The following is a 20,302-nucleotide window of genomic DNA, read 5'->3' on the forward strand; positions in this document are numbered from 1 at the left end:
ATAGTGAGCTGCGAACTATGAACGGAATCAACCTGGCATCCCCCCATCCCCTGCAACCTTACTGGGACCTGACCCTGGCGGCGGTACGCGCCGATGCCCTGCGCATTGCCCTGGAATGGAAGCTGTTCAACCTGCTGCAAGTGCCGGCCACGGCCCTGGCGGTTGCCCGGCAATTACAGCTCGACCCAGCCAATACCGGTTACTGGCTGGAGGCGCTGTGGAGTATGGAATTGCTGGCGCGCGACGATCGCCAGCCGCCCCATTACCGCAATACCGCGGTGGCCAGCGATTACCTGCGGGTCGAGGCGCCGGATTATTGCGGTGACGCCTGGGCCTTTCGCCTGCGCGGCTTGCGGCATTTCGGCAGCCAGCTTGGCGATCAGGTGCGCACCGGCCAGCCCGGCGGCCAGGCGCCAAATGTAGCGACCACCATCGACAACTGGACCACGGCGGCGCGCTTGCAAATCGCCCAGGAGCAACGGGCGGTCACCGTGGATATGGCGTTGCGCCTGATGGCCCAGGTGCCGGAGTTCTCCGCTGCACGACGCATGCTCGACCTGGGCGGTGGCCCGGGGCTGGTGGCCATTGCCCTGGCCCGGGACAATCCGACGCTCACCGGCGAGGTGTTCGATTTCGCCCAGACCGTGACCGTGGCTGCGGATAACATTCGTCGGGCCGGTCTGGAGGCGCGTCTGGATGTACGTGGTGGCGATCTGGCGAGCGATCCGATCGGTGAAGGCTACGACCTGATCTGGTGTTCCTCGGTGCTGCATTTCGTCCCTGACATGGCCGCCACCCTGGCCAAGATCCATGCGGCGCTGCGCCCTGGCGGGGTACTGGTCAGCGCCCATGCGGAAATCCCCACAGACCCGGAGCAAGCGCGGCGGGTCATGCCTTATTACCTGTCGATGCAGATGCTCGGACGCCCGGTGACCTACGCCGGCGGCATGAGCGAAGCCTTGCAACAGGCCGGTTTCGTCAGTATCGACAGTTACCCCGAAGTGGCTTTCGCCATGACCCCGGTGTCGGTGCTGGTGGCGCGTCGGAGTACCTCATGAACCGCCAGAGCGACGCCGGCGCCTGGCGTCTGCAACTGCTCTTTGGCTGGCTGAGTTTCGTGCTGGCGGTGCCGAGCATTTATCTGCTGCTCGGGTTGCCGCTGGTGATGCGCGAGCACGGCTGGTCCGGCACGGATATCGGCCTGTTCCAGCTGGCCGGTTTGCCGGCGGTGTTCAAGTTTCTGCTGGCCTTGCCCGTGCAGCGCTATCGCTGCGAACGCGGGCATTACCGAATCTGGGCGCTGGTGCTGTGCCTGTTGCTGGCGCTGTTGCTGGTAGTGGTCAGCCAGCAGGCGATCACGGCCCATCGTGGGTACCTGTTTGGCCTCGCGTTCGCCGCCGGGGTGCTGGCGACCTGGGCGGACATCCCGGTCAATGCCCTGGCGATCAAGTTGCTGCCCGAGTCCCAGCGGATTCGTGCCGGCGGTGTCCGCTCGGCGGCGCTGTTTCTCGGCGCCATTGTCGGTGCCGGAGTGATGTTGCTGGTGCACAACCGCTGGGGTTGGCAGGCGCCATTTCTGTTGATGGCTGCCGGCCTGTTGCTGGCGTTGCTGCCCCTGGCCTGGTTGCGCGAAGGCAGCGTCGAGAATGCAGCGCCGATCAGGCCCTCTCTGGCCGACTGGTCGGGCTATTTCCGCCAACCCGGTGCGCGCCTGTGGACCTGGGTACTGCTGAGCAGCTTTCCCTTTGTCGGCGCCGCCTGGCTGTACCTCAAACCCTTGCTGCTGGACCAGGGCATGGCCGCGCAGCAAGTGGCCTTGATTGCCGGCGTTGGTGGCGGCGTGGTGGGGGCCCTGGCCAGCTTGCTGGGTGGTCGCCTGATTCGGCGCCTGGGGCCGGGGCGGGCGATTCCGCTGTTCATGGTCTGGTCCTTGTTCGCTCTGCTGGCGCTGACAGCGGCGGTGGGGTTGCAGGCCGGGATGATCTGGCTGGTGGCGGCGGCTTTTGTGCTGGCCACGGCCATGGGCGCGGTGTCGACGCTGGTCTTCGCCCTGATGATGTTTTTCTCCCGCGAGCATCGGCAAGCCGCCGACTACGGGCTGCAAGCCAGCCTGTTCGTGCTGACGCGCCTGCTGGTGCCGATTGCCGCCGGGGTGCTACTCGACCACGGCGGTCATGTGGGGATGCTGGCCGGTCTGTCCTTGGCGATGTCCGTGGTCTGTGCGCTGGCCCTGGTGGCCCGGCGTTCGATCGCGGCGGCCACGGCCGGCCTTTACAAGGAGGCGCCAACAAGGCGGTTGGCGCCCCGTCCGGTTCGAGCAGAGGCCCATGGGCCTCAGCCACGAGCCATTCAATCGTAAGTCTGACTTGAGTAAGGATGAGTTAATGAAGGCAACCTTAGGTATCTGTCTGGTTACCCAGGCCGAGCCTCTGATCGAGGATGTGACCTTTGTCATCGAGCAGTTGCAGGCCGGCTTGCAGCCGCCTGCCACTGCCGCTGACTGGCCACTGACGATCGGAGGCTGCGAAGAGATGCACCGGGCCCTGGGGCCGCGGCCCCGCAGCGAGGCGGTGCTGGAAGCCCTGATGGTCCAGGCCAGGAGCTATCTGCAGGGTGGCCCGGCAAATGCCGCTGCGCTGCCCGATCTGTGGTTGATGACCTTCGAATCGGTCGAGGCGGCGCAATCGCGGTTGCGTCACCTCGACCCGCGACTGTCGAGCGAGCTGTTCATTCTCGACCTGAGCGAGCAAGCCCAGGCCGGCGTCGAAGACCCTTTCGACGAGCTGATCGCCGCCGCGCCCAACCCGCGCCTGTCGCCTCATTCGGCGCTGCTGTATTGCGCCTTGTCGGCCTTGCCGGAATGGATGAACCGCATCGGTGGCAATCGCCATCTGCGGGTAGCGGGGGAGGATCGCGCGGCGCGGCGTGCGGACTTGTTGCGGATCGTCCTGGATCACCTGGAACATGCCTACTTCAACCGTCTGCTGGCGCGCTCCATCAGCGGTCCACTGCTGTCGGTGAGCCTGGCCACGGAAGTGACGCGCTTTATGCGCAGTCGCTGGCAGGAGCGTTGGGACTTCCATTCCTACACCGGTTCCATGGTGGCCGGGATGATTCAGTCCATGCAACAAAACGTCGCCGGCACGGGCGTGCGTTGCCTCAGTGGTTGCAACGAACACAGCCTGGCGGTGAGCGCCATGGCTGGCTGGCAGCTGTTTGGCCGGGCCTACGTGATCACCGTGACCTCGGGCATGATCGATGAATTCCGTGGCACCCTGGCCAACCTCAAACGTCTTGGTGCGCCGGGGCTGATCATCTGCGCCGACAGCCCGGAAAGCGTCTGGTACGCCTTCCAGGGCACCCATGACGGTGACAACGATGGGCGCCGGGTGATCGAGGCCAAGGGCCTGCGCCAGGTGTTCATCCGCAAGGTCGAGGAGATCGGTGCCTGCCTGGAGCAGGCCTTCGCCATGCTTGCCGAACGGGCCGAACCGGTGTTCATCCTGGCCACTCAAGGGGTGCTGGAATCCCGGCCTCTGGTGCCGCTGGATGTGCGCCTGCCCGAGCCGCCAGCGACCCCGGCAACCCAGCTCAGCAGCACCCAGATCGAGGCGCTGGATCAGGCCCTGGACCTGATCAACCACCAGCCGCTGCACCTGCTCTGGCAGTGCGGCAAGCTCAGCGATCAGCAGCGGCAACGGGTGCACGCCCTGGCTGAACGCGGCGCCATCGGTCTGGCCGACAGCATCACCCAGCCCGGCAGTGTCGGCCCTTACCACGAGGGACGACGGGTACCGCACTATCTGGGGCCGTTGTCGTTGTATGGCTTCAGCCGACGGGTCTATCAGTTTGTGCACACCGACCACGAGTTGAACGGGCCGCAAAGCCATTGCGTGTTCTTCCTGAAGGGCAAGGTCGACCAGGCCGCCACGCCGTTCTCAGAAGGCAAGCTCAAGCGTCAGTTGCGGGTGGTGCAGGTCAACCATGAGCCACGGCACCTTTCGCCGTTTACCGACCTGGCGCTGGATGTGCCGCTGGATGTGTTCCTCGATCACATCGAGAGGGGGTTGCAGGTCGAGCCACAGATCCTCGCCTTGCGTCGCGCCAAGCTTGACGTGCTGTCGGCCACCAGCGAGAGCGTGGCGGTGGACCACATCGAAACCCTGCCGATGACCTCCAATTACTTCTTCCACCGCTTGGGCAACCTGGTGCGCGAACTGATCGAGCAGCAGGACTATCGCTATGTTGGCGTCTATGACGTCGGCCGCTGTGGCATCTCGGCGATGCGCAATGTGCCGCGCACCGATCCGGGTTTTTCCGGCTGGTACGGGCGCGCCCTGATGGGCGATGCGCTGATGGCCTTGCCCTATATCGCCATCACCGGCACCGGCAATGTCCTGGCTTTTATCGGCGACGGCGCCCGGGCGCTGGTGCCGGATATCGAGGCACGGCTGGCCCAGGGGCTGGCCGAGGACCCCGAGGCGGCGAAGCGCAATGTGACCCTGTTCTACCTCACCAACGGCCTGTTGTCGCTGATCCAGACCTACCTTGACAAACGCTACGCCCACAATGGCGCACAGCAGGTTTCGGTGACCAGTGCCGCACCGTTGGCGGCACCGCTGGAGCGCGTCGGGCCGATCAGCCTGCACCGCGAACGCCTGGTGAGCTTCGATGAAGCTCGCCTGCGCAGTGCCCTGACGCGCCCCGGACAATTGAATATTTTCGACGTGTTGTTGGCCCATAACTCGGAAGGCGACGGCTTGAGCCTCGTCTCCGAAACCGCCTGGAACCGTCAATGAACCTGCACTCAGGACAGCCCCCCATGAAATTCGGTTTTATCGCCCACCCAACCTCCATCGCCCTGCAACGTCAGGTGAAGATCATCGACCTGTTGGACCGCACCCTCGCTGAACAGGACCGTGGTTATCAGGCCCGACTCTGGCAGCCGCGCAACCTGGTGCCGTTCGCTGACTTCGGGCGCATCGTCAGTGCCAGCGGCGCGACCTGCGAAGGCATCCTGCATTACCTGCCGCTGACCGCCGAGCAAATGCTCAGCCAACCGCGAACCATTGCCGGACGCGTACTCGAAGGCGTGCAAAGCCTGAAAGAGCAGGGCGCGCAATTGGTTGGCCTGGGCGGGTTTACCGCCATCGTCGGCAATCGCGGTTTGCAGACCCTGGACCGTAGCGGCGTGCCGGTGACCACCGGCAACTCGCTCACGGCCTACGCCGCCTACAAGAATGTGCTGGAAGCCATGGCCCGCCTGGAAGTGTCGCCGGCGGACAGCGAAGTGGCCGTGGTCGGTTACCCCGGCTCGATTGCCCTGGTCATCGCCAAACTGCTGGCCCGGGACGGTTGCCGCCTGCGTCTGGTACACCGTGGCAGCGCCGAACAGGGCCGCGAAAGCCTGGCGTATCTGCCGGCGCAAATGCACGGCCAGGTGCGCATGACGGCAGACATCGACAGCTGTTACGACGAGGTGCGCTTCTACGTCGCCGCGACATCCAGTGGTGGGGTGATCGATCCCTATCGGCTGGCACCGGGTTCGGTGGTGGTGGACGCCGCGTTGCCGCGCGATGTGCTGCCGTTCCAGCATGATCGCAAAGACATCCTGATCATCGACGGTGGCCTGGTGTCGGCCAGTGAGGCCCTGCGCTTCGGCACCGAGACCCTGGGGCTGGCACCGAAGAAATTCCTCAACGGCTGCCTGGCGGAAACCCTGGTGCTGGCCCTGGAGGGGCGTGCCGAGGCGTTTTCCATCGGCCGCGAACTGCCCGAGGAGCGGGTGCTGGAGATCGGCCGGATCGCCGAGTTGCATGGTTTCTCTCCATCGCCCATGGCTTCCTATGGCGAGCGTCTGCGCGAAGAAGATTTCCAGGCCTTGCGCCGTTTCCATCGACGACCCACGGCAACCCCGACCGCCGACCAGCCGGCCGCGTTGCGCGCCGAAGCCTTGCGTTGTTTTGGCGAGCACATCAATCCGGTGTTGCGCGAGTTCTATCAGTTCAACCATATCGAGCGAGTGTTCACCCACGGCAGCGGCTGCTGGCTGACCGATCTGGACGGTGGTCGCTACCTGGATTTCGTCGCCGGTTATGGCTGCCTGAATACCGGGCACAACCACCCGCGGGTCAACCAGGCGTTGCAGGCGTACTTGCAACAGCAGCACCCGACCTTTGTCCAGTACGTCTCGGTGCCGCTGCAAACCAGCCTGCTGGCGCAGCGTCTCAGCGAGCTGGCGCCAGGCAACCTGGAGCGGGTGTTCTTCAGCAACTCCGGCACCGAGGCGATCGAGGCCGCGTTGAAACTGGCCATGGCCGCCATGCGCCGCCCACGGGTGCTGTATTGCGACAACGGCTATCACGGCAAGACCCTGGGCGCGCTGTCGGTGACCGGCCGCGACAAACACCGCGACCCGTTCAAGCCGCTGTTGTCGCGCTGCGATTCGATCCCCTTCGGCGACCTGGCCGCGTTGGAGGCGGCCTTGAGCCAGGGCGATATCGGCGCCTTTATCCTGGAACCGATCCAGGGCGAGGGCGGGGTGATATTGCCGCCGGCGGGCTACCTGAAACAGGTCCGGGAGCTGTGCAGCGCCCATGACTGCCTGTTGATTCTCGACGAGATCCAGACCGGCCTCGGGCGTACCGGCAAACTCTTCGCCTGCGAGTGGGAGGCGGTGGTGCCGGATATTCTGGTGCTGTCCAAGTCCCTCTCCGGCGGCGCCGTGCCCATCGGCGCGACCCTGTCCAGCGCGGCGCTGTGGGACCGCGCCTACGGCAGCATCGATACCTTTGCCTTGCATACCTCGACCTTCGGCGGCGGCAACTTCGCCTCGGCCTCGGCCCTGGCGACCCTGGACGTGATCGCCGATGAAGACCTGGCCGGCAACGCCGCGCGGGTTGGCGGGCAACTCAAGGAGGCGCTGCGCGAGGCGGTCAGCGGTTACCCGTTCATCCGCGAGGTGCGAGGCATCGGGCTGATGATCGCCATCGAGTTCGAGTACAGCTTCCACGGAGGGGTCGAGGCGTTCGTGCGTGAGTTCGCCAGCCGTATTCCGGGGAATGCTGCGGGCACTTATCGCATGCTGTCGGGCAAGGCCAAGCGGCACATCGAGGAGGCCATCAGCGAGGTGGAGAAAAACTTCGAGGAGATGTTCGTGCTGCGCTTCGTCAGCAAATTGTCGAGGGAGCATGGGGTGCTGACGTTCGTCACCGCCAACAACAACCGAGTGATGCGCATCCAGCCGCCGCTGGTGCTCAGCGACGCTGAGGCGCGGCATTTTGTCGAGGCGTTCAGCGCTGTGTGCAAGGACATGTCGACCTTCCTCGCCTGAGTCAATTGACCGCCCATGAAAGCCCTCGAAAGAGGGCTTTCATCTATTCGTCATAAGTTACCGACGATTGTTTAAATGCATACAAAAACGTGGCTTCTGAATATGAAAATCCGGGGCCGTTGAATTGATTAATTGAAGTTGCTGCCTGAGAATCGGTTGCATTCAGTAACAGAGATTCACCATGAAACTTCCTGCTCTTGTAGAACCCGTTGCAAGCCTAAGTAATGAAGAAATAACCCGCTACAGTCGGCACTTGTTAATTCCCGATGTCGGCCTTGAAGGCCAGCGTCGCTTGAAGAGCAGTAAAGTGCTGGTCATCGGTGCGGGCGGCCTGGGTTCACCGGCCTTGTTGTATCTGGCGGCGGCCGGCATCGGCACTCTGGGTATCATCGATTTCGACCGGGTGGACGAGTCCAATCTGCAACGCCAGGTCATTCACCGGGTGGCCACCGTCGGCCAATTGAAAGTTGAAAGCGCCGCCGCGGCGATCAAGGACCTGAACCCCCATGTGCAGGTCAACCTCTACGACCAGCGCCTGGAACCGGAAACCGCAGTGCAGTTGTTCAGCCAGTACGACCTGATCCTCGACGGCACCGACAACTTCGCCACCCGCTACCTGGTCAACGATGCGTGCGTGCTGGCCAACAAGCCCTATGTCTGGGGTTCGATCTTCCGCTTCGAGGGCCAGGCCTCGGTGTTCTGGGAAAGCGCCCCCGGCGGCGTCGGTCTCAATTACCGCGACCTGTACCCGGAGCCGCCACCCCCTGAACTGGCACCATCCTGCTCGGAAGGCGGGGTGCTGGGCATTCTCTGCGCTTCCATCGGCGCGATCATGGCCACCGAGGCGGTCAAGCTCATCACCGGCATCGGCGAAAGCCTGCTGGGGCGCCTGATGGTTTATGACGCCCTGGAAATGTCCTACCGGCAGATGCCGCTGCGCCGTTCACCCGGGCGCCAACCGATTATCGCCCTGAGCGATTATCAGGCGTTCTGCGGCCTGACCGCGCCCAAGGGCATGCAGCCTTCGGACATTCCGTCCATCAGTGCCCGGGAGCTGCAAGCCTTGCGCGAACGTGGCCAGGATGTGCTGCTGATCGATGTGCGCGAGCGTACCGAGTGGGACATCGTACGTATCCAGGGTGCCCAGCACATCCCCAAGGGACCGAATACCGCCGCGCTGATCGAGACCCGTTTCGGCAAGCACGCCAACCTGGTCCTGCACTGCAAATCCGGGGCGCGCTCCAAGGCCGTGTTGCTGGAATTGCAGCAATTGGGCTTCAGCAATGTGCGCAACCTCGAGGGCGGCGTATTGGCCTGGGTGCGGGACGTCGAGCCGACGTTGCCAAGTTATTGAACGCAGGCGGGACGAGCATGTTGAGTATTCGTGCCGGCCTGCTGGAGGCCATGCTGGAGCAGGCGCGACGGGATCATCCGCTGGAAACCTGCGGCATCATCGCCGCGCCCGCTGGCGCCAGAACCGCCGAGCGGCTGATCGCCATGGACAACGCGGCGCGCTCGCCGACCTTTTTCAGCTTTGCACCGAAACAGCAATTGGCGGTCTGGCGTGAACTGGATGAGCGGGACGAGGAATGCCGGGTGATCTATCACTCCCATACCGCCAGCGCGGCCTATCCCAGCGCTGAAGATGTGCAGTACGCCGGTGACGCTTCGGTGCACTACGTGATTATTTCAACCCTGCCGGATATTGATGTGGCGGTGCGCAGCTTTCGAATCGTTAATCGTAAAGTTACCGAAGAAAGTATTCATGTCGTGCGCTGAAACTGGATGTCGGCACGGCGTTAAACAAGATCAATTAATTAATAAAAACAGCCTTATTCAGGCTCAGGGAGTTCTGCATGTCGATTTCCGTCATGGTGCCAACTTTGTTGCGCTCTTTTACTCAAGACCAGAAGCGCATCGAAGTTCAGGGAAGTACGGTGCTTGAAGTGATCGAACAGATGGAACGGGAGTACCCCGGCGTTAAGGAACGGCTGATTGGCGACGGTCAGGTGCATCGTTTCGTGAACATCTACGTGAACGATGACGACATCCGTTTTGCCGACAATCTGGCCACCCCCCTCAAGGCCGGTGATGCCATCACCATCCTGCCCGCGGTTGCTGGTGGTTGATTGCTGACTGATCGCTCCGGGCCTGCGCGGCGTACCTCACCCGAGGCCGTCCGCGCAGGGTTATGCAACCACTCTGGCGAATGTTTTATGTCCCGTCTTTTACATGGATGTAGCCTCAGCGGCTCCTTTGCCTCTTCACCTGCCGGGTTCGCCCCGCTGACCGCGTCACTGCGCTACCAGGCGACGACGCTGGGCCTGAACCCACAGACCACAACCGACGATCCGGCACACGGAGGGTTGAGCTTCACCCTGCATCACCCCGATCTGCAACCGCTCACCGGGCTGATTCATGGCTGGCCCGACGGCAGTTGCGCAGGTATCACCGAACACACCGTGCAGGCGGCCTGCGGGCTGATGTCGGTGCATGGCCGGGCCAGCGGCAAGGCCCAGGGGTTGGGGGTGGATTATGTCTCGACCCTGAGCGCCAGCCTGGCCCTGCAAGGTGCGTTTGCCGCAGCGCTTGGGCAGTTGCGCGGAGGCGACTTCAGCACTGTGACCACCTCCATGGCGGCAGCCGGGGTGCTGGGCATTGCCCAGTACCTGGCGGGTGCGACTGCGGGTGCCGAAGCCGAACGCCTGTTGCCGGGTGCCACGTGCGCGAAGAATCGTCCGCCGTTTGTCTCGGCCGATGGCGTGCACTTCGAACTGGAAACCCTGGACGCTGAACCGTGGCGGCGCTTTTGGGCGGAGGTGGGCATCGACGGCGAGCAGGCCGGGCAGGGCTGGAAGGCCTTTCTGCTGCGCTATGCCAAGGCTGTTGCGCCGATGCCGGCGATGTTTCGTCAGGCCTTGGCGCGCTTGTCCATGGCACGGATCAGCGCCCTGTGCGACTTGAGCGGTGTTGCGCTGTGCCCGATGCGCAGCCTCGCCGAGCGTCGGGCTGACCGCGATCTGCCGGGTCAGTTAGAGCAGGGCCCCTGGGCCTTCGACGCTGTCAGCGCGGGCGGCAAAGCAATGCCTGACCTGGATGGGCAAATACTGCCCTTGAGCGGCCTGACGGTGATCGAGTCGTGCCGGCGGATCCAGGGCCCGCTGGCCGGGCACCTGTTGGCGCTGCTGGGGGCCGAGGTGATCCGCATCGAGTTACCCGGTGGCGATCCGTTGCGCGGTATGCCGCCTTGCGTCGATGGGGTGTCGGTGCGCTTTGACGCCCTCAATCGGCACAAACAGGTCCGTGAGCTGGACATCAAATCCGCTGCCGGCCGTGAAGAGTTGTACGAGCGGGTCAGGGAGGCTGATGTGTTCCTGCACAACTGGGCGCCGGGCAAGGCCGCCGAACTGGCCCTGGATCGTGCCGATCTGATGCGGGTCAATCCGGGGCTGGTGTACGCCTATGCCGGCGGCTGGGGCCATGACCGGCCGGGCGAATCGTTGCCGGGCACTGACTTCGTGGTCCAGGCCTGGTCCGGCGTTGGCGAACAGATCGGCCTGGCCTCGGCGACGCCGGGCGGTTCGCTGTTCACCGTGCTGGATGTGCTGGGCGGGGTGGTCGCGGCCCAAGGGGTCAGCGCTGCGTTGCTGCATCGCGCGCTCAGCGGGCAGGCGGTACGGGTCGACAGCTCGCTGCTCGGCGCCGCCAACCTGTTGTGCGCGCAACAACTGCAAGGGACAGGCACCGCCGAAATCAGTCTGCTCAAGGGCGTGTACCCGACCCAGACCGGGCTGCTGGCCATCGACTGCCAGACCCCGGCCCAGCTTCAGCAACTGGAAATTATCCTCGCCTGCGATCTGCACAGCGACCCCGAGGAGCGTGACGGGCTGATTCACAGCGCCTTGGCGTCGCAGTCCGCCGCTACCTGGCAACAGGTGCTGGGCGACGCCGCGATACCGGCCGCCGTGGCCGTAGAAGACCTGTCGCAGCTGGCTGAAGACAGGCGATTGAAGACGTGTTTAAGCGTGAATACCTATACCTCGGTCAACGCTCACTGGAGTTTTCGATGAATAGCGCAGGCATTATTGATCTGGTCCCCGCTGACGTTCGCAGTGTTTGGGAACGCGACGGCACTTATCCCAACCGTTCGGTCTATCAACTGTTCCGCGAGCACGCGCAGCGCGCTCCGCAGAAACCGGCGGTGCTCTCGCCCGAAGGCACACTCAGCTATGGCGAGTTGCATGACGCGGCGCTGCGCATGGCCGCGAGCCTGCGCGCCGCTGGCATCGTCGCCGGCGATGTGGTGGCTTATCAACTGACCAACAGTTGGCGCAGCTGCGCCATTGACCTCGCCGCCGCGGCCCTGGGCGCGGTGGTCGCGCCGTTTCCACCGGGACGCGGCAGCCTGGACATCCAGGCCCTGGTGCGCCGTTGCGATGCGCGGGCGGTGATCGTTCCGGCGCAGTACGCCGGCATCGATCTGTGCCAGGTCATCGAGGCCCTGCGACCGAGCCTGTTGTCGCTGCGGGTGCTGATCGTTGAAGGTTGCGTCCGGGACGGCTGGTTGAGTCTGCACGACATGCTCCAGGCCGAGCCGTTGACGCAAGCGCAATTGCCCGAGGTTTGCCCCAACTCGCCGGTGCGCTTGCTGGTGTCTTCCGGCACCGAATCCGAACCCAAGCTGGTGGCCTATTCGCACAACGCCCTGGTGGGCGGGCGCGGGCGTTTCCTGCAGCGCGTCCACCCCGAAGGCGAGACCTTCCGCGGGCTGTATCTGGTACCGCTGGGCTCGTCCTTCGGTTCCACCGCGACCTTTGGCAGCCTGTCCTGGCTCGGCGGTTCGATTGCCGTGCTGCCGCAGTTCGACGTGGGGGCGGCGATCGAGGCCATCGAGCAGTTGCGTCCGACCCACATACTCGGGGTGCCGACCATGCTCCAGCGCATCGCCGCCGACGCCCGTCTGGAACAGGCCGACAAATCCAGCCTGGTGGGGCTGATCTGCGGTGGCTCACTGATCGATGAAGTGACTGTGCGCCGCTGTGTCGAGGCGTTCGGTTGCGGTTTTATCAGCCTCTATGGTTCGGCGGACGGGGTGAACTGTCACAACACGCTGGACGATGCCCAGGACGTCGTGTTTTACAGCGTCGGCCGGCCGAACCCGGCGGTGTGCGCGATCAAGATTGCCGACGAGCAAGGCATTGAATTGCCCCAGGGCAGCGTCGGCGAGATCAAGGCTCGCGGCCCGCTGAGCCCGATGCAATACGTCAACGCTCCGGAACTCGACGCGCAGTACCGCGATGCCGAAGGTTGGGTCAACACCGGCGACCTGGGCTACATCGACGCCGACGGCTACCTGATCCTGGCCGGGCGCAAGAAGGACATCATCATCCGTGGCGGTGCCAATATCAGCCCGGTGCAGATCGAAACCCTGGCCACCGCCCACCCGGACGTGGTCAGCGTCGCTTGCGTGGCGGTGCCAGACCCGGACCTCGGCCAGCGCGTGTGCATCTGCGTGACCCTGCGCGACGGCGCGCCGCGCTTCTCCCTGAGCGAACTGACCGACTACCTGCGCGAGCAGGGCCTGGAGGTCAACAAACTGCCAGAGTACCTGCGCTTCTACCGGCAGCTTCCGCTAACCCCGGCAGGCAAGATCGACAAGAAATCCCTGGCCGCCGAAGTGGCGTTTCTCGAGTGCGGGGCGGGCATCGCATGTTGAGTGCACAGCCATTGGCCGCCGCCCGGGACAACGCCGAGTTGGCCCGGGCAGTGCGGCGTTTTGTCGACGAGCGCATTATTCCGCTGGAGACCGAACTGGCGGCGGAGCCCCGACAGGCCGCCGGGCTTCTTGCCAAGCTCAGCGCCGAGGCACGGGCCGCCGGGCTTTGGGGCAGTTTTTACCCTCAGGCCCTCGGCGGGCGTATCGCCAGCCTGCGCGACTACCTGGCGGTGGCCGAGCAGGAGGGGCGTTCCGAGTACGCCCCGGCGATTTTCGGCGACGATGCCACTCTGGATCTGCACATGCTCACCCGGCATGCCAGTGAGGGCATTCGCCAGCGCTTTCTCGCGCCGTTGGCCGCGGGGACGCTGGTTTCCAGTTATGGCATGTCCGAGCCTGACAGCATCGGTTCGATCCCGGCAACCCTGAACAGCCACGCCGAGTTCGTCGATGGTCATTGGGTATTGAACGGGCGCAAATGGTTCATCTGCCGCGCCGAGCGCGCGGCCCTGGTCACGGTGATTGCCCGCACCGGCGCCGGCCCTCTGGAAAACGGGCTGTCGATGTTGCTGGTGCCCAGTGATGCGCCGGGCTTTCGGGTCGAGCGGCCGTTGTCGATCCTCGGCCGGTTCTCCGGTCAGGGCGAGTTGTCCTTCGATCAGGTGCAGGTCCCGCCGAGTCATGTGTTGGGGCAACCGGGGCAGGGTCTGGCGCTGATGCAGGAACGCCTGGGGCTGGGGCGGATATTGCGCTCGGTGCACTGGCTGGGCCTGGCCCAGCGCTGTTTCGATCTGATGTGCGCACGCATCCACTCGGCCCGTGGCCAGCAGGCGCGGCTGGCGGATAAACAGCTGGTGCGCCAGCGGGTATTCAAGGTCTATCAGGCCATTGCCAGCGCCCGAGCGTTGCTGCAGGACGCTGCCGGTAAACACGATGCCGGGGTGGCCAACAGCATCGAGGTCAACATCGCCAAGGTCGCGGCGTCCCAGGCGTTGAGCGAGGCGGTGGATTCGGCGATTCAGATCATGGGCGCCGAGGGCCTGAGCGAGTGGTCGCCACTGTCGGGGATTTACCGCACCGCACGCACCACCCATATCCTCGACGGCACTGACGACGCGCTGATCAGCGCGGTGGGTCGGCAACTGCTGGACAGTTGCGACGATGCGGGGCTGGATTTCGACTGGCCGTCGCGGGGACCGGGAGCGGGCCGATGACTGAGCAAAACGCCCCGCATGGCTGGTGGTTGCGGGGGGTACTGACCGCGGCGATGGCCTTGCCGATGCTGATCTTCTACGCCGTCGGCACCCTCGGCCCGTCAATCGTCGCCGACCTTGGCGTGCCAACCCATTGGTTGGGCTGGCTGATCACCAGCGCTTTCGGCTTTGCCGCGCTGTTGTCGTTGTGGGCCGGGCCGCTGGTCAACTGGCTGGGCACTCGACGGGCCATGGCGGTGTTGTTCTGGAGCACGGTGGGCGCCTATGGATTGCTGGCCAGCCTGCCGGGCTTCGTCGGTGTGGTGCTGGCCCTGGCCGCGTGCGGGATTGCCCAGGCACTGGCCAATCCGGTGACGAATCTGCTGATCGCCGAGCGCGTCGAACCCCGGCACAAGGCGGCGGTGGTCGGCTTGAAACAATCCGGGGTGCAGGTCTCGGCGCTGTTTGCCGGTTTGCTGCTACCGACACTGGCGGTGAGTTTTGGCTGGCGTGGGGCGTTGGCGAGTTTGCTGATACCGGCCTTGTTGCTGGCGTATCTGGGGCCGCGAGTGGCCCCCCGGGAGCACCAGGGTAAACCGCTGAGCCTAGCCGTTGCCCGACCCAACGGGCGGCTGGCGCTGTTGATGAGTGTGCAACTGTGTGTGGGCATCGTGCTCTCGTCGTTCGTGACCTATCTCGGGGTGTTCGCCGCGTGGCAGGGGATGCCGGCGACCTTGATCGGCGGCCTGATCGCCGGCTTCGGCGTCATGGGCATTGTTGCGCGGGTTTTCCTTACGCCTTTGGGTGCGCGCATGACCGATGAGTCCTGGTTGTTGCTGGTGTTGTTGTTGCTGTCGAGCCTGGCCTTGTCGCTGACCTCCCTGGCCGCGCCGGGCAGTCACTGGGCCTTGTGGGCGGGTGCTCTGGGCATGGGGCTGACGGCGGTGGCGACCAATGCCATCGCCATGAGCATGGTCTTGCGCGACCCAGGCTTCGGTAGCCCGGCGCCGGCCGCGGGTTTGCTGTCGGTGGGTTTCTTTGGTGGTTTTGCGCTGGGCCCGCCGTTGTTCGGGCTGGTGCAGAACGGGCCATGGGGTTTTGCCAGCGCCTGGCTGGCGCTGGTCGGCGTGTTGTTGCTCGGCTGTCTGCTGTGCCTGTTGTTGACGCGGGTTCGGCAGCGCCAGAGAAGCAGCGCTGTGGAACCGTCCGTGAGGGTGGTCAAATGAACGCTTTCGAGGTTCCGGATCAGCCCCTTGAGACCGCTGAAGTTCGGCGCGCCATCCAGGCCATCTTCACGCGACTGGAGCAGATCGACGCCGCTTGTGGCCAAGGCTTTCCCCTGTATCGCACGGGGGACAGCGAGGCATGGAAGGTGTCTGCCAGCGGCTCCTGGCTGGGCGGGTTCTGGGCTGGTCTGTGGTGGTTGCGAGCTCATTGCACCGGGCGCCGGGCGGATCTGCAACAGGCGCTGTGCATCGCCGAGCGGCTACGGGACAAGCTCGACAGCGATACCCATCATCGCAGCCTGATTTTCTGGTACGGCGCCGGGTTGGGCGCACGCCTGTTGGCCAACCCCCAAGCCGAGGAATTGGCGGAGCAGGCGGTGCAACGCCTGGCCCGGGCCTTCGATCCGGTGCTGGGTTGCATCCCCCTCGGTCGCGAGATGGGCGGCGGTGAGCACGGTGACAGCCGTTTGAGCATCGATCCGCTGGCCGCGACCTTACAGCTATTTACCCTGAATGCCGAGCCACGGTTGTTGGGGCTGGGTCGCCAACAGTTGCAGACCTCCTTCCGTGCCTGTGCCGGCGCGGACGGTACCTGGAGCAGCCATGCGCGTTTTGACCTGGGGCAATGGCAGGTCGGCGACGCCCCGGGCAATTGGTCCCGGGGGCAGGCCTGGGCCATGCTCGGCCTGGGTACGGGCGCCCGCTTGTACGGTGCGCCGTTCAGCAGCGATGCCGAAAGGGCAAGCCAGTACTGGCTGCACAGCCGGGGCTTGTCCGTCCCGGCCAATCGCCTGGATCAGCCCCAGGGACCGAGCGACCCTTGTGCCGCGGCGATGGCGGCATTGGCCCTGCAAGGGCAGGCGGTGGGGGCCGTCGAGTCGGCGTTGCCAAGGCAACAGGCCGGCCAGTTACTGGCAGCGATCGTGCGCAGCGCCGACTTCGAGGATGGGCGATTTATCGGCCATTGCTACCGCACCACGGCAACGGTGGAGCAGAAGGTCGAATCGGTGTGCGGCAGTTTCTTTCTGTTGGCGGCGCTGCTGGCCTGGACCGGGGAGATCGACCCGCGCTGGATCTGAGAAAAGGGCGTGCGCGTGGTCATCAATCCTTCATAGCGAGGCCCTGACCACCAATGGGCAATCAACGGGCTGGGCTCCCGATACCTCCAGGGCCTCGATCAGATGCCGGGCAGCCTGGCGACCGATCTCGTAGTACGGCAGTTGCACCGTGGTCAATGGCGGGATGAACAGTTTGGCGATACCGATCATGTTGTCGTAGCCAAGCACCGCGACATCATCGGGAATTTTCAGGCCTCGGCCCAACAGCAGCTGATAGGCACAAAAAGCAATGCGGTCGTTGCCACAGATCAGCATGTCGAATTGGGGACGACCTTCGATGATGTGCCGGTCGAGGATGGCTGCGGTTTCACCATAGGCGTCATGATCGGAAAGGTCATATTGCAGGAGTGCGTCAGACGTCAGCCCGAATGCCTGGCAGGCACGTTGCAGGCCTTGTTGTCGCAGCCCCCAGGCCAGACTCTGTTTTGGCAGATTGATACACAGAGGGCGCCGATAGCCTTGGCTCAACGCGTGATGGACGGCTCGATACTGCCCCATCTCGTCGTCTGGCACATAACTGACCAGGTGACTGTCATCGGCCAGGCAATTGGCGAGTACCAGGGGTTTGCTCTTCAAACGCTCGGGAATGCACACCTGGCGCAACCCCATGGCGCTGAAGATCAACCCGTCGGGACGGTGCGACAACATCAAGTCGATGTTCTGGTCGGTGGGCGGATTGCTCAACAGGTTGAGGATAAATACATTCCAGCCGGCTTGCTGCGCGGTCTGTTCGATGGACAGCAGCAACTCGACCGCGAACGGTGTGGTCGCGGTGTCTAGCGCGAACACACCGATGGTTCGCGACTGGAGGTTGTCGCCTCGCATCCTGCGCGCCGACAGGCTCGGTACGAATTGCAGTTCGTCAATGGCGCGACGCACCCGCTGAAGGGTTTCGGCGCTCAGTTTTTCCGGATTGTTGAGCGCTCGAGAAACCGTCATCAGGGACACGCCGGCCAGCTGTGCAACATCTTTCACTGAAGTCATGCGAGGTGAGGCCGGTCAGGTTGACGAAGAATCATGACACAGGGTCCGGGCTTTTCGCGACTCGAATGCGCAACTCACAGCCATCCCGAGGCGAGCGACCATGCCCGGCGAATGGAGACGCGCCCGCCACTCCCGCAGGCAAGAAGCTTCACCCCCAGACTGTCGGGACGGGGATAGAGGCGACTGCTGAGGCTGAAGCATCCGTTTTCGTCGAACACCTCGATGGATGAGCGATCAAGAAATACACGCAGTTCCAGTCGCTCCAGTGTCGGGGCTATCGACACGCTGCGCTGACCTGCGACTTGCGCACCCGAGCGGCTGCGATCAAGTACCAGGCGCTGCAGCGACGCATCGTAGTAGAGCAGGGTTTCTTCATGGCCATCGTCGCTGCAGCGCAAGGCGATTCCCAGATGCCCGTCGACGTAGTCGAGCAAATCCAGACTCACATGGATTTCGAGCATATCGCCCTTCACTTGCGGCACCCGCCAGGCTCCCGCCTCATCCCACCAGGGTGTGCTCGGCATTGACGCCTTGCGCAGAGCGGTGAGTTCACGTGCCGGGTACACGCAAAGGCGGTCTGCGTGCAGTTCAAGTTCACGCGGCAATCCGAGCATGCCGCACCAGTGATGGGCCTGGCTCGGCATCGGGCTTTCCCACATGTCGAGCCACGCCCAGACAAGGCGCCGACCATCGGCGGCCAGCAGTGTTTGCGCGGCATAGAAATCGTGGCCGTTATCCAGCTCGATAAAAGGCCCGCCCGTGAAATGCCATTCACTGTCGAGTCGGCCCACTCTGTAACCTGTCTGGTACTTGTTGAGCCGTTCGTAACCCTTGGGTTGCATGCCCTGGGGGGAGTACAGCAGCACATCGCGTCCGTTCAGTCGGAACAGATCCGGGCACTCCCACATATAGCCATCGCCCTCACTGCCGCTGGACACATAGTCGAGAAACTCCCAGGTATGCAGATCCGTGGAGCGGTACAGCGGGAGCAGCGGCACATCGCCCAGACGTGCCCCTGCAATCAGATACCAGTGGTCATCTTCCTTCCATACCTTGGGGTCACGAAAGTGCATGATCGTGTCTTGCGGCGCGGTCTCGATGACGGCGCCATGCTTGACGAACCGGATGCCGTCGGTACTGGTCGCCAGGCACTGGACTTGACGGATCGAGCGCTCGTCGCCCACATCCCCCAGCCAGGTGTGCCCGGTGTAGATCAGTGCCAGGGTATCCCCACACACCACCGCGCTACCGGAAAAACAGCCGTCACGGTCGAAGTCATCGCCAGGCGCCAGCGCAATCGGCAGATGCTGCCAATGGACCAGATCGGCACTCTTGGCATGCCCCCAATACATCGGGCCCCACTTCGCTTCGAAGGGGTGGTGTTGATAGAAAACGTGATATTCGCCGCGAAAGTACACCACCCCGTTAGGGTCATTCATCCAGCCTGCCGGGGGGGCAAGGTGATAACCGGGTCGGTAATCGTGGACGACGCGAGACAGGCCATCACTCAGCGCACGCTGCGCCAGGTCAAGGGAAGAAGACATTGGATCGCTCATGGTATTCAAAGGCAAGGTCATAGGGCGTGTACTCGTACCGAGCGCAGAGAGACGCCATCGGGCACGGTTTCGGTGTGTGGGTGACGCCTCAAGGCCGTGCCGTCGGCGTCGAACAGGTGCAGGTTGTCGATGTCCAGCTGCAGCTCGACCCGATCGCCCGCCTGCCATCCGGCGTTGACCTCACAACGACAGATCAGTGGCTCGTCCTGACCTGTCTCGAGGTGCACATAGGTTTCGCTGCCCAGATATTCGACTCCGGTCACGACGATGCCGGCGCCCTGCGCCGGCTTGAGCGACACGTGCTCCGGGCGAATCCCCAGGCTCAGCGAGGTGCCCGCCGCCAGGTTCGAACTGTCGAAGGGCAGAGACGTCATACCCAATACGAGGCTATCGACCAGACTGGTTTCGCCTGGCGCCTGCAGGCGCGCCTGCAGGAAGTTCATTCTCGGCGAACCCAGAAAACCGGCGACAAAGCGGCTGGCCGGGCGCTCATAGAGTTCGCGCGGTGAGCCGACCTGCTCGACGCGACCGCCATTGAGCACGACAATTTTGTCGGCCAGGGTCATCGCTTCCACTTGATCGTGGGTGACGTAGATCATGGTCGAGCCCAGTCGATCATGCAGCCGGGCGATTTCGTTGCGCATCTGCACCCGCAAGGACGCGTCCAGGTTGGAGAGCGGCTCATCGAACAACAAAATGTCCGGCTCTCGCGCCATGGCTCTGCCCATGGCCACACGCTGACGTTGCCCACCGGACAATTCCTTTGGCTTGCGTTGCAGCAGTTTGTCCAATTGCAGGATTTGCGCGGTTTTCAGCACTCGCTCGCGCAGGCTGGTCTTTTCGGTCTTGGCCAGTTTGAGGCCAAAGCTGATGTTGTCGTAGACGCTCATGTGCGGGTAAAGCGCATAAGACTGAAACACCATGCCGACGCCACGCTCGCGCGGTTCCAGGTCGTTGACCCGGCGCCCGTCGATCAGCAGGTCGCCGTCGCAGATCGAATCCAGTCCGGCGATCAGTCGCAGCAGGGTTGATTTTCCGCAGCCCGAAGGGCCAACGAACACTACGAATTCACCCGCCGCAATCTCCAGGTTGACGTCACGCAGAATCCGCGCGCCGCCCAATTGTTTGTTCACTTTATCCAGTTTCAACTTGATCACGATGCTGTTCCTTGTAGTT

General features: G+C 63.8%; 15 protein-coding genes. 12 read left to right on the forward strand and 3 right to left on the reverse strand.

Features of this window, described 5'->3' with window-relative positions; translation table 11 throughout:
* Positions 1 to 17 precede the first annotated feature (17 nt).
* From AACY49_RS03630 to AACY49_RS03685, 12 genes are all read left to right on the forward strand, one after another.
* Positions 18 to 1,058 carry a methyltransferase gene (locus tag AACY49_RS03630; RefSeq protein WP_339521654.1) on the forward strand — a complete coding sequence of 347 codons (1,041 nt, stop codon included), beginning with the start codon at positions 18 to 20 and terminating at the stop codon, positions 1,056 to 1,058.
* A complete protein-coding gene (locus AACY49_RS03635; RefSeq protein ID WP_258700343.1) occupies positions 1,055 to 2,359 on the forward strand; it encodes an MFS transporter in 1,305 nt (434 codons plus the stop codon). Before AACY49_RS03630 ends, AACY49_RS03635 begins: the two co-directional genes overlap by 4 nt.
* A 25-nt stretch (positions 2,360 to 2,384) precedes the next feature.
* Positions 2,385 to 4,799 carry a decarboxylase gene (locus AACY49_RS03640; RefSeq protein WP_339521655.1) on the forward strand — a complete coding sequence of 805 codons (2,415 nt, stop codon included), beginning with the start codon at positions 2,385 to 2,387 and terminating at the stop codon, positions 4,797 to 4,799.
* Between the two features lie 23 nt (positions 4,800 to 4,822).
* A complete protein-coding gene (locus AACY49_RS03645; protein ID WP_339521656.1) occupies positions 4,823 to 7,333 on the forward strand; it encodes an aminotransferase class III-fold pyridoxal phosphate-dependent enzyme in 2,511 nt (836 codons plus the stop codon).
* Positions 7,334 to 7,514: 181 nt separating this feature from the next.
* A complete protein-coding gene (gene moeB, locus AACY49_RS03650) occupies positions 7,515 to 8,687 on the forward strand; it encodes a molybdopterin-synthase adenylyltransferase MoeB (RefSeq protein ID WP_339521657.1) in 1,173 nt (390 codons plus the stop codon).
* Between the two features lie 17 nt (positions 8,688 to 8,704).
* Positions 8,705 to 9,112 carry a M67 family metallopeptidase gene (locus AACY49_RS03655; protein WP_320394311.1) on the forward strand — a complete coding sequence of 136 codons (408 nt, stop codon included), beginning with the start codon at positions 8,705 to 8,707 and terminating at the stop codon, positions 9,110 to 9,112.
* A 77-nt stretch (positions 9,113 to 9,189) separates the two neighbouring features.
* On the forward strand, positions 9,190 to 9,462 hold the full coding sequence (locus tag AACY49_RS03660; RefSeq protein WP_258700348.1) for a MoaD family protein: 273 nt from the start codon (positions 9,190 to 9,192) through the stop codon (positions 9,460 to 9,462).
* Positions 9,463 to 9,549: 87 nt separating this feature from the next.
* Positions 9,550 to 11,403 carry a CoA transferase gene (locus tag AACY49_RS03665; protein ID WP_339521658.1) on the forward strand — a complete coding sequence of 618 codons (1,854 nt, stop codon included), beginning with the start codon at positions 9,550 to 9,552 and terminating at the stop codon, positions 11,401 to 11,403.
* Positions 11,400 to 13,049, forward strand: coding sequence for a class I adenylate-forming enzyme family protein (locus tag AACY49_RS03670; protein WP_339521659.1), 1,650 nt, complete (start codon positions 11,400 to 11,402; stop codon positions 13,047 to 13,049). Before AACY49_RS03665 ends, AACY49_RS03670 begins: the two co-directional genes overlap by 4 nt.
* Positions 13,043 to 14,263, forward strand: coding sequence for an acyl-CoA dehydrogenase family protein (locus AACY49_RS03675; RefSeq protein ID WP_339521660.1), 1,221 nt, complete (start codon positions 13,043 to 13,045; stop codon positions 14,261 to 14,263). The genes AACY49_RS03670 and AACY49_RS03675 overlap by 7 nt, the downstream gene beginning before the upstream one ends.
* Positions 14,260 to 15,468, forward strand: coding sequence for an MFS transporter (locus AACY49_RS03680; protein WP_339521661.1), 1,209 nt, complete (start codon positions 14,260 to 14,262; stop codon positions 15,466 to 15,468). Before AACY49_RS03675 ends, AACY49_RS03680 begins: the two co-directional genes overlap by 4 nt.
* On the forward strand, positions 15,465 to 16,547 hold the full coding sequence (locus AACY49_RS03685; RefSeq protein ID WP_258700353.1) for a glucuronyl hydrolase: 1,083 nt from the start codon (positions 15,465 to 15,467) through the stop codon (positions 16,545 to 16,547). Before AACY49_RS03680 ends, AACY49_RS03685 begins: the two co-directional genes overlap by 4 nt.
* A gap of 30 nt (positions 16,548 to 16,577) precedes the next feature.
* Here AACY49_RS03685 and AACY49_RS03690 read toward each other — a convergent pair whose 3' ends face one another.
* The 3 genes from AACY49_RS03690 to AACY49_RS03700 all read right to left on the reverse strand — a co-directional run bounded on the left by AACY49_RS03690 (position 16,578) and on the right by AACY49_RS03700 (position 20,283).
* Positions 16,578 to 17,570: a LacI family DNA-binding transcriptional regulator gene (locus tag AACY49_RS03690; protein WP_339521662.1), complete on the reverse strand. Its 993-nt coding sequence runs from the start codon at positions 17,568 to 17,570 to the stop codon at positions 16,578 to 16,580.
* Between the two features lie 74 nt (positions 17,571 to 17,644).
* Positions 17,645 to 19,147, reverse strand: coding sequence for a glycoside hydrolase family 32 protein (locus AACY49_RS03695; RefSeq protein WP_320394317.1), 1,503 nt, complete (start codon positions 19,145 to 19,147; stop codon positions 17,645 to 17,647).
* Complete coding sequence (locus tag AACY49_RS03700; RefSeq protein ID WP_339521663.1) at positions 19,144 to 20,283, reverse strand: ABC transporter ATP-binding protein; 1,140 nt, start codon at positions 20,281 to 20,283, stop codon at positions 19,144 to 19,146. Before AACY49_RS03700 ends, AACY49_RS03695 begins: the two co-directional genes overlap by 4 nt.
* Positions 20,284 to 20,302: the final 19 nt, after the last annotated feature.

The sequence above is a fragment of the Pseudomonas sp. EL_65y_Pfl2_R96 genome, from assembly GCF_963970905.1.
Lineage (GTDB): Bacteria > Pseudomonadota > Gammaproteobacteria > Pseudomonadales > Pseudomonadaceae > Aquipseudomonas.

Bases quoted from the DNA above. Each gene is read 5' to 3' on its own strand.
- AACY49_RS03660 (WP_258700348.1), top strand. From the start codon at position 9,190: ATGTCGATTTCCGTCATGGTGCCAACTTTGTTGCGCTCTTTTACTCAA.
- AACY49_RS03695 (WP_320394317.1), bottom strand. From the start codon at position 19,147: ATGACCTTGCCTTTGAATACCATGAGCGATCCAATGTCTTCTTCCCTT.
- AACY49_RS03640 (WP_339521655.1), top strand. From the start codon at position 2,385: ATGAAGGCAACCTTAGGTATCTGTCTGGTTACCCAGGCCGAGCCTCTG.
- AACY49_RS03645 (WP_339521656.1), top strand. From the start codon at position 4,823: ATGAAATTCGGTTTTATCGCCCACCCAACCTCCATCGCCCTGCAACGT.
- AACY49_RS03680 (WP_339521661.1), top strand. From the start codon at position 14,260: ATGACTGAGCAAAACGCCCCGCATGGCTGGTGGTTGCGGGGGGTACTG.
- AACY49_RS03675 (WP_339521660.1), top strand. From the start codon at position 13,043: ATGTTGAGTGCACAGCCATTGGCCGCCGCCCGGGACAACGCCGAGTTG.
- AACY49_RS03670 (WP_339521659.1), top strand. From the start codon at position 11,400: ATGAATAGCGCAGGCATTATTGATCTGGTCCCCGCTGACGTTCGCAGT.
- AACY49_RS03630 (WP_339521654.1), top strand. From the start codon at position 18: ATGAACGGAATCAACCTGGCATCCCCCCATCCCCTGCAACCTTACTGG.
- AACY49_RS03690 (WP_339521662.1), bottom strand. From the start codon at position 17,570: ATGACTTCAGTGAAAGATGTTGCACAGCTGGCCGGCGTGTCCCTGATG.
- AACY49_RS03655 (WP_320394311.1), top strand. From the start codon at position 8,705: ATGTTGAGTATTCGTGCCGGCCTGCTGGAGGCCATGCTGGAGCAGGCG.
- AACY49_RS03665 (WP_339521658.1), top strand. From the start codon at position 9,550: ATGTCCCGTCTTTTACATGGATGTAGCCTCAGCGGCTCCTTTGCCTCT.
- AACY49_RS03685 (WP_258700353.1), top strand. From the start codon at position 15,465: ATGAACGCTTTCGAGGTTCCGGATCAGCCCCTTGAGACCGCTGAAGTT.
- moeB (WP_339521657.1), top strand. From the start codon at position 7,515: ATGAAACTTCCTGCTCTTGTAGAACCCGTTGCAAGCCTAAGTAATGAA.
- AACY49_RS03635 (WP_258700343.1), top strand. From the start codon at position 1,055: ATGAACCGCCAGAGCGACGCCGGCGCCTGGCGTCTGCAACTGCTCTTT.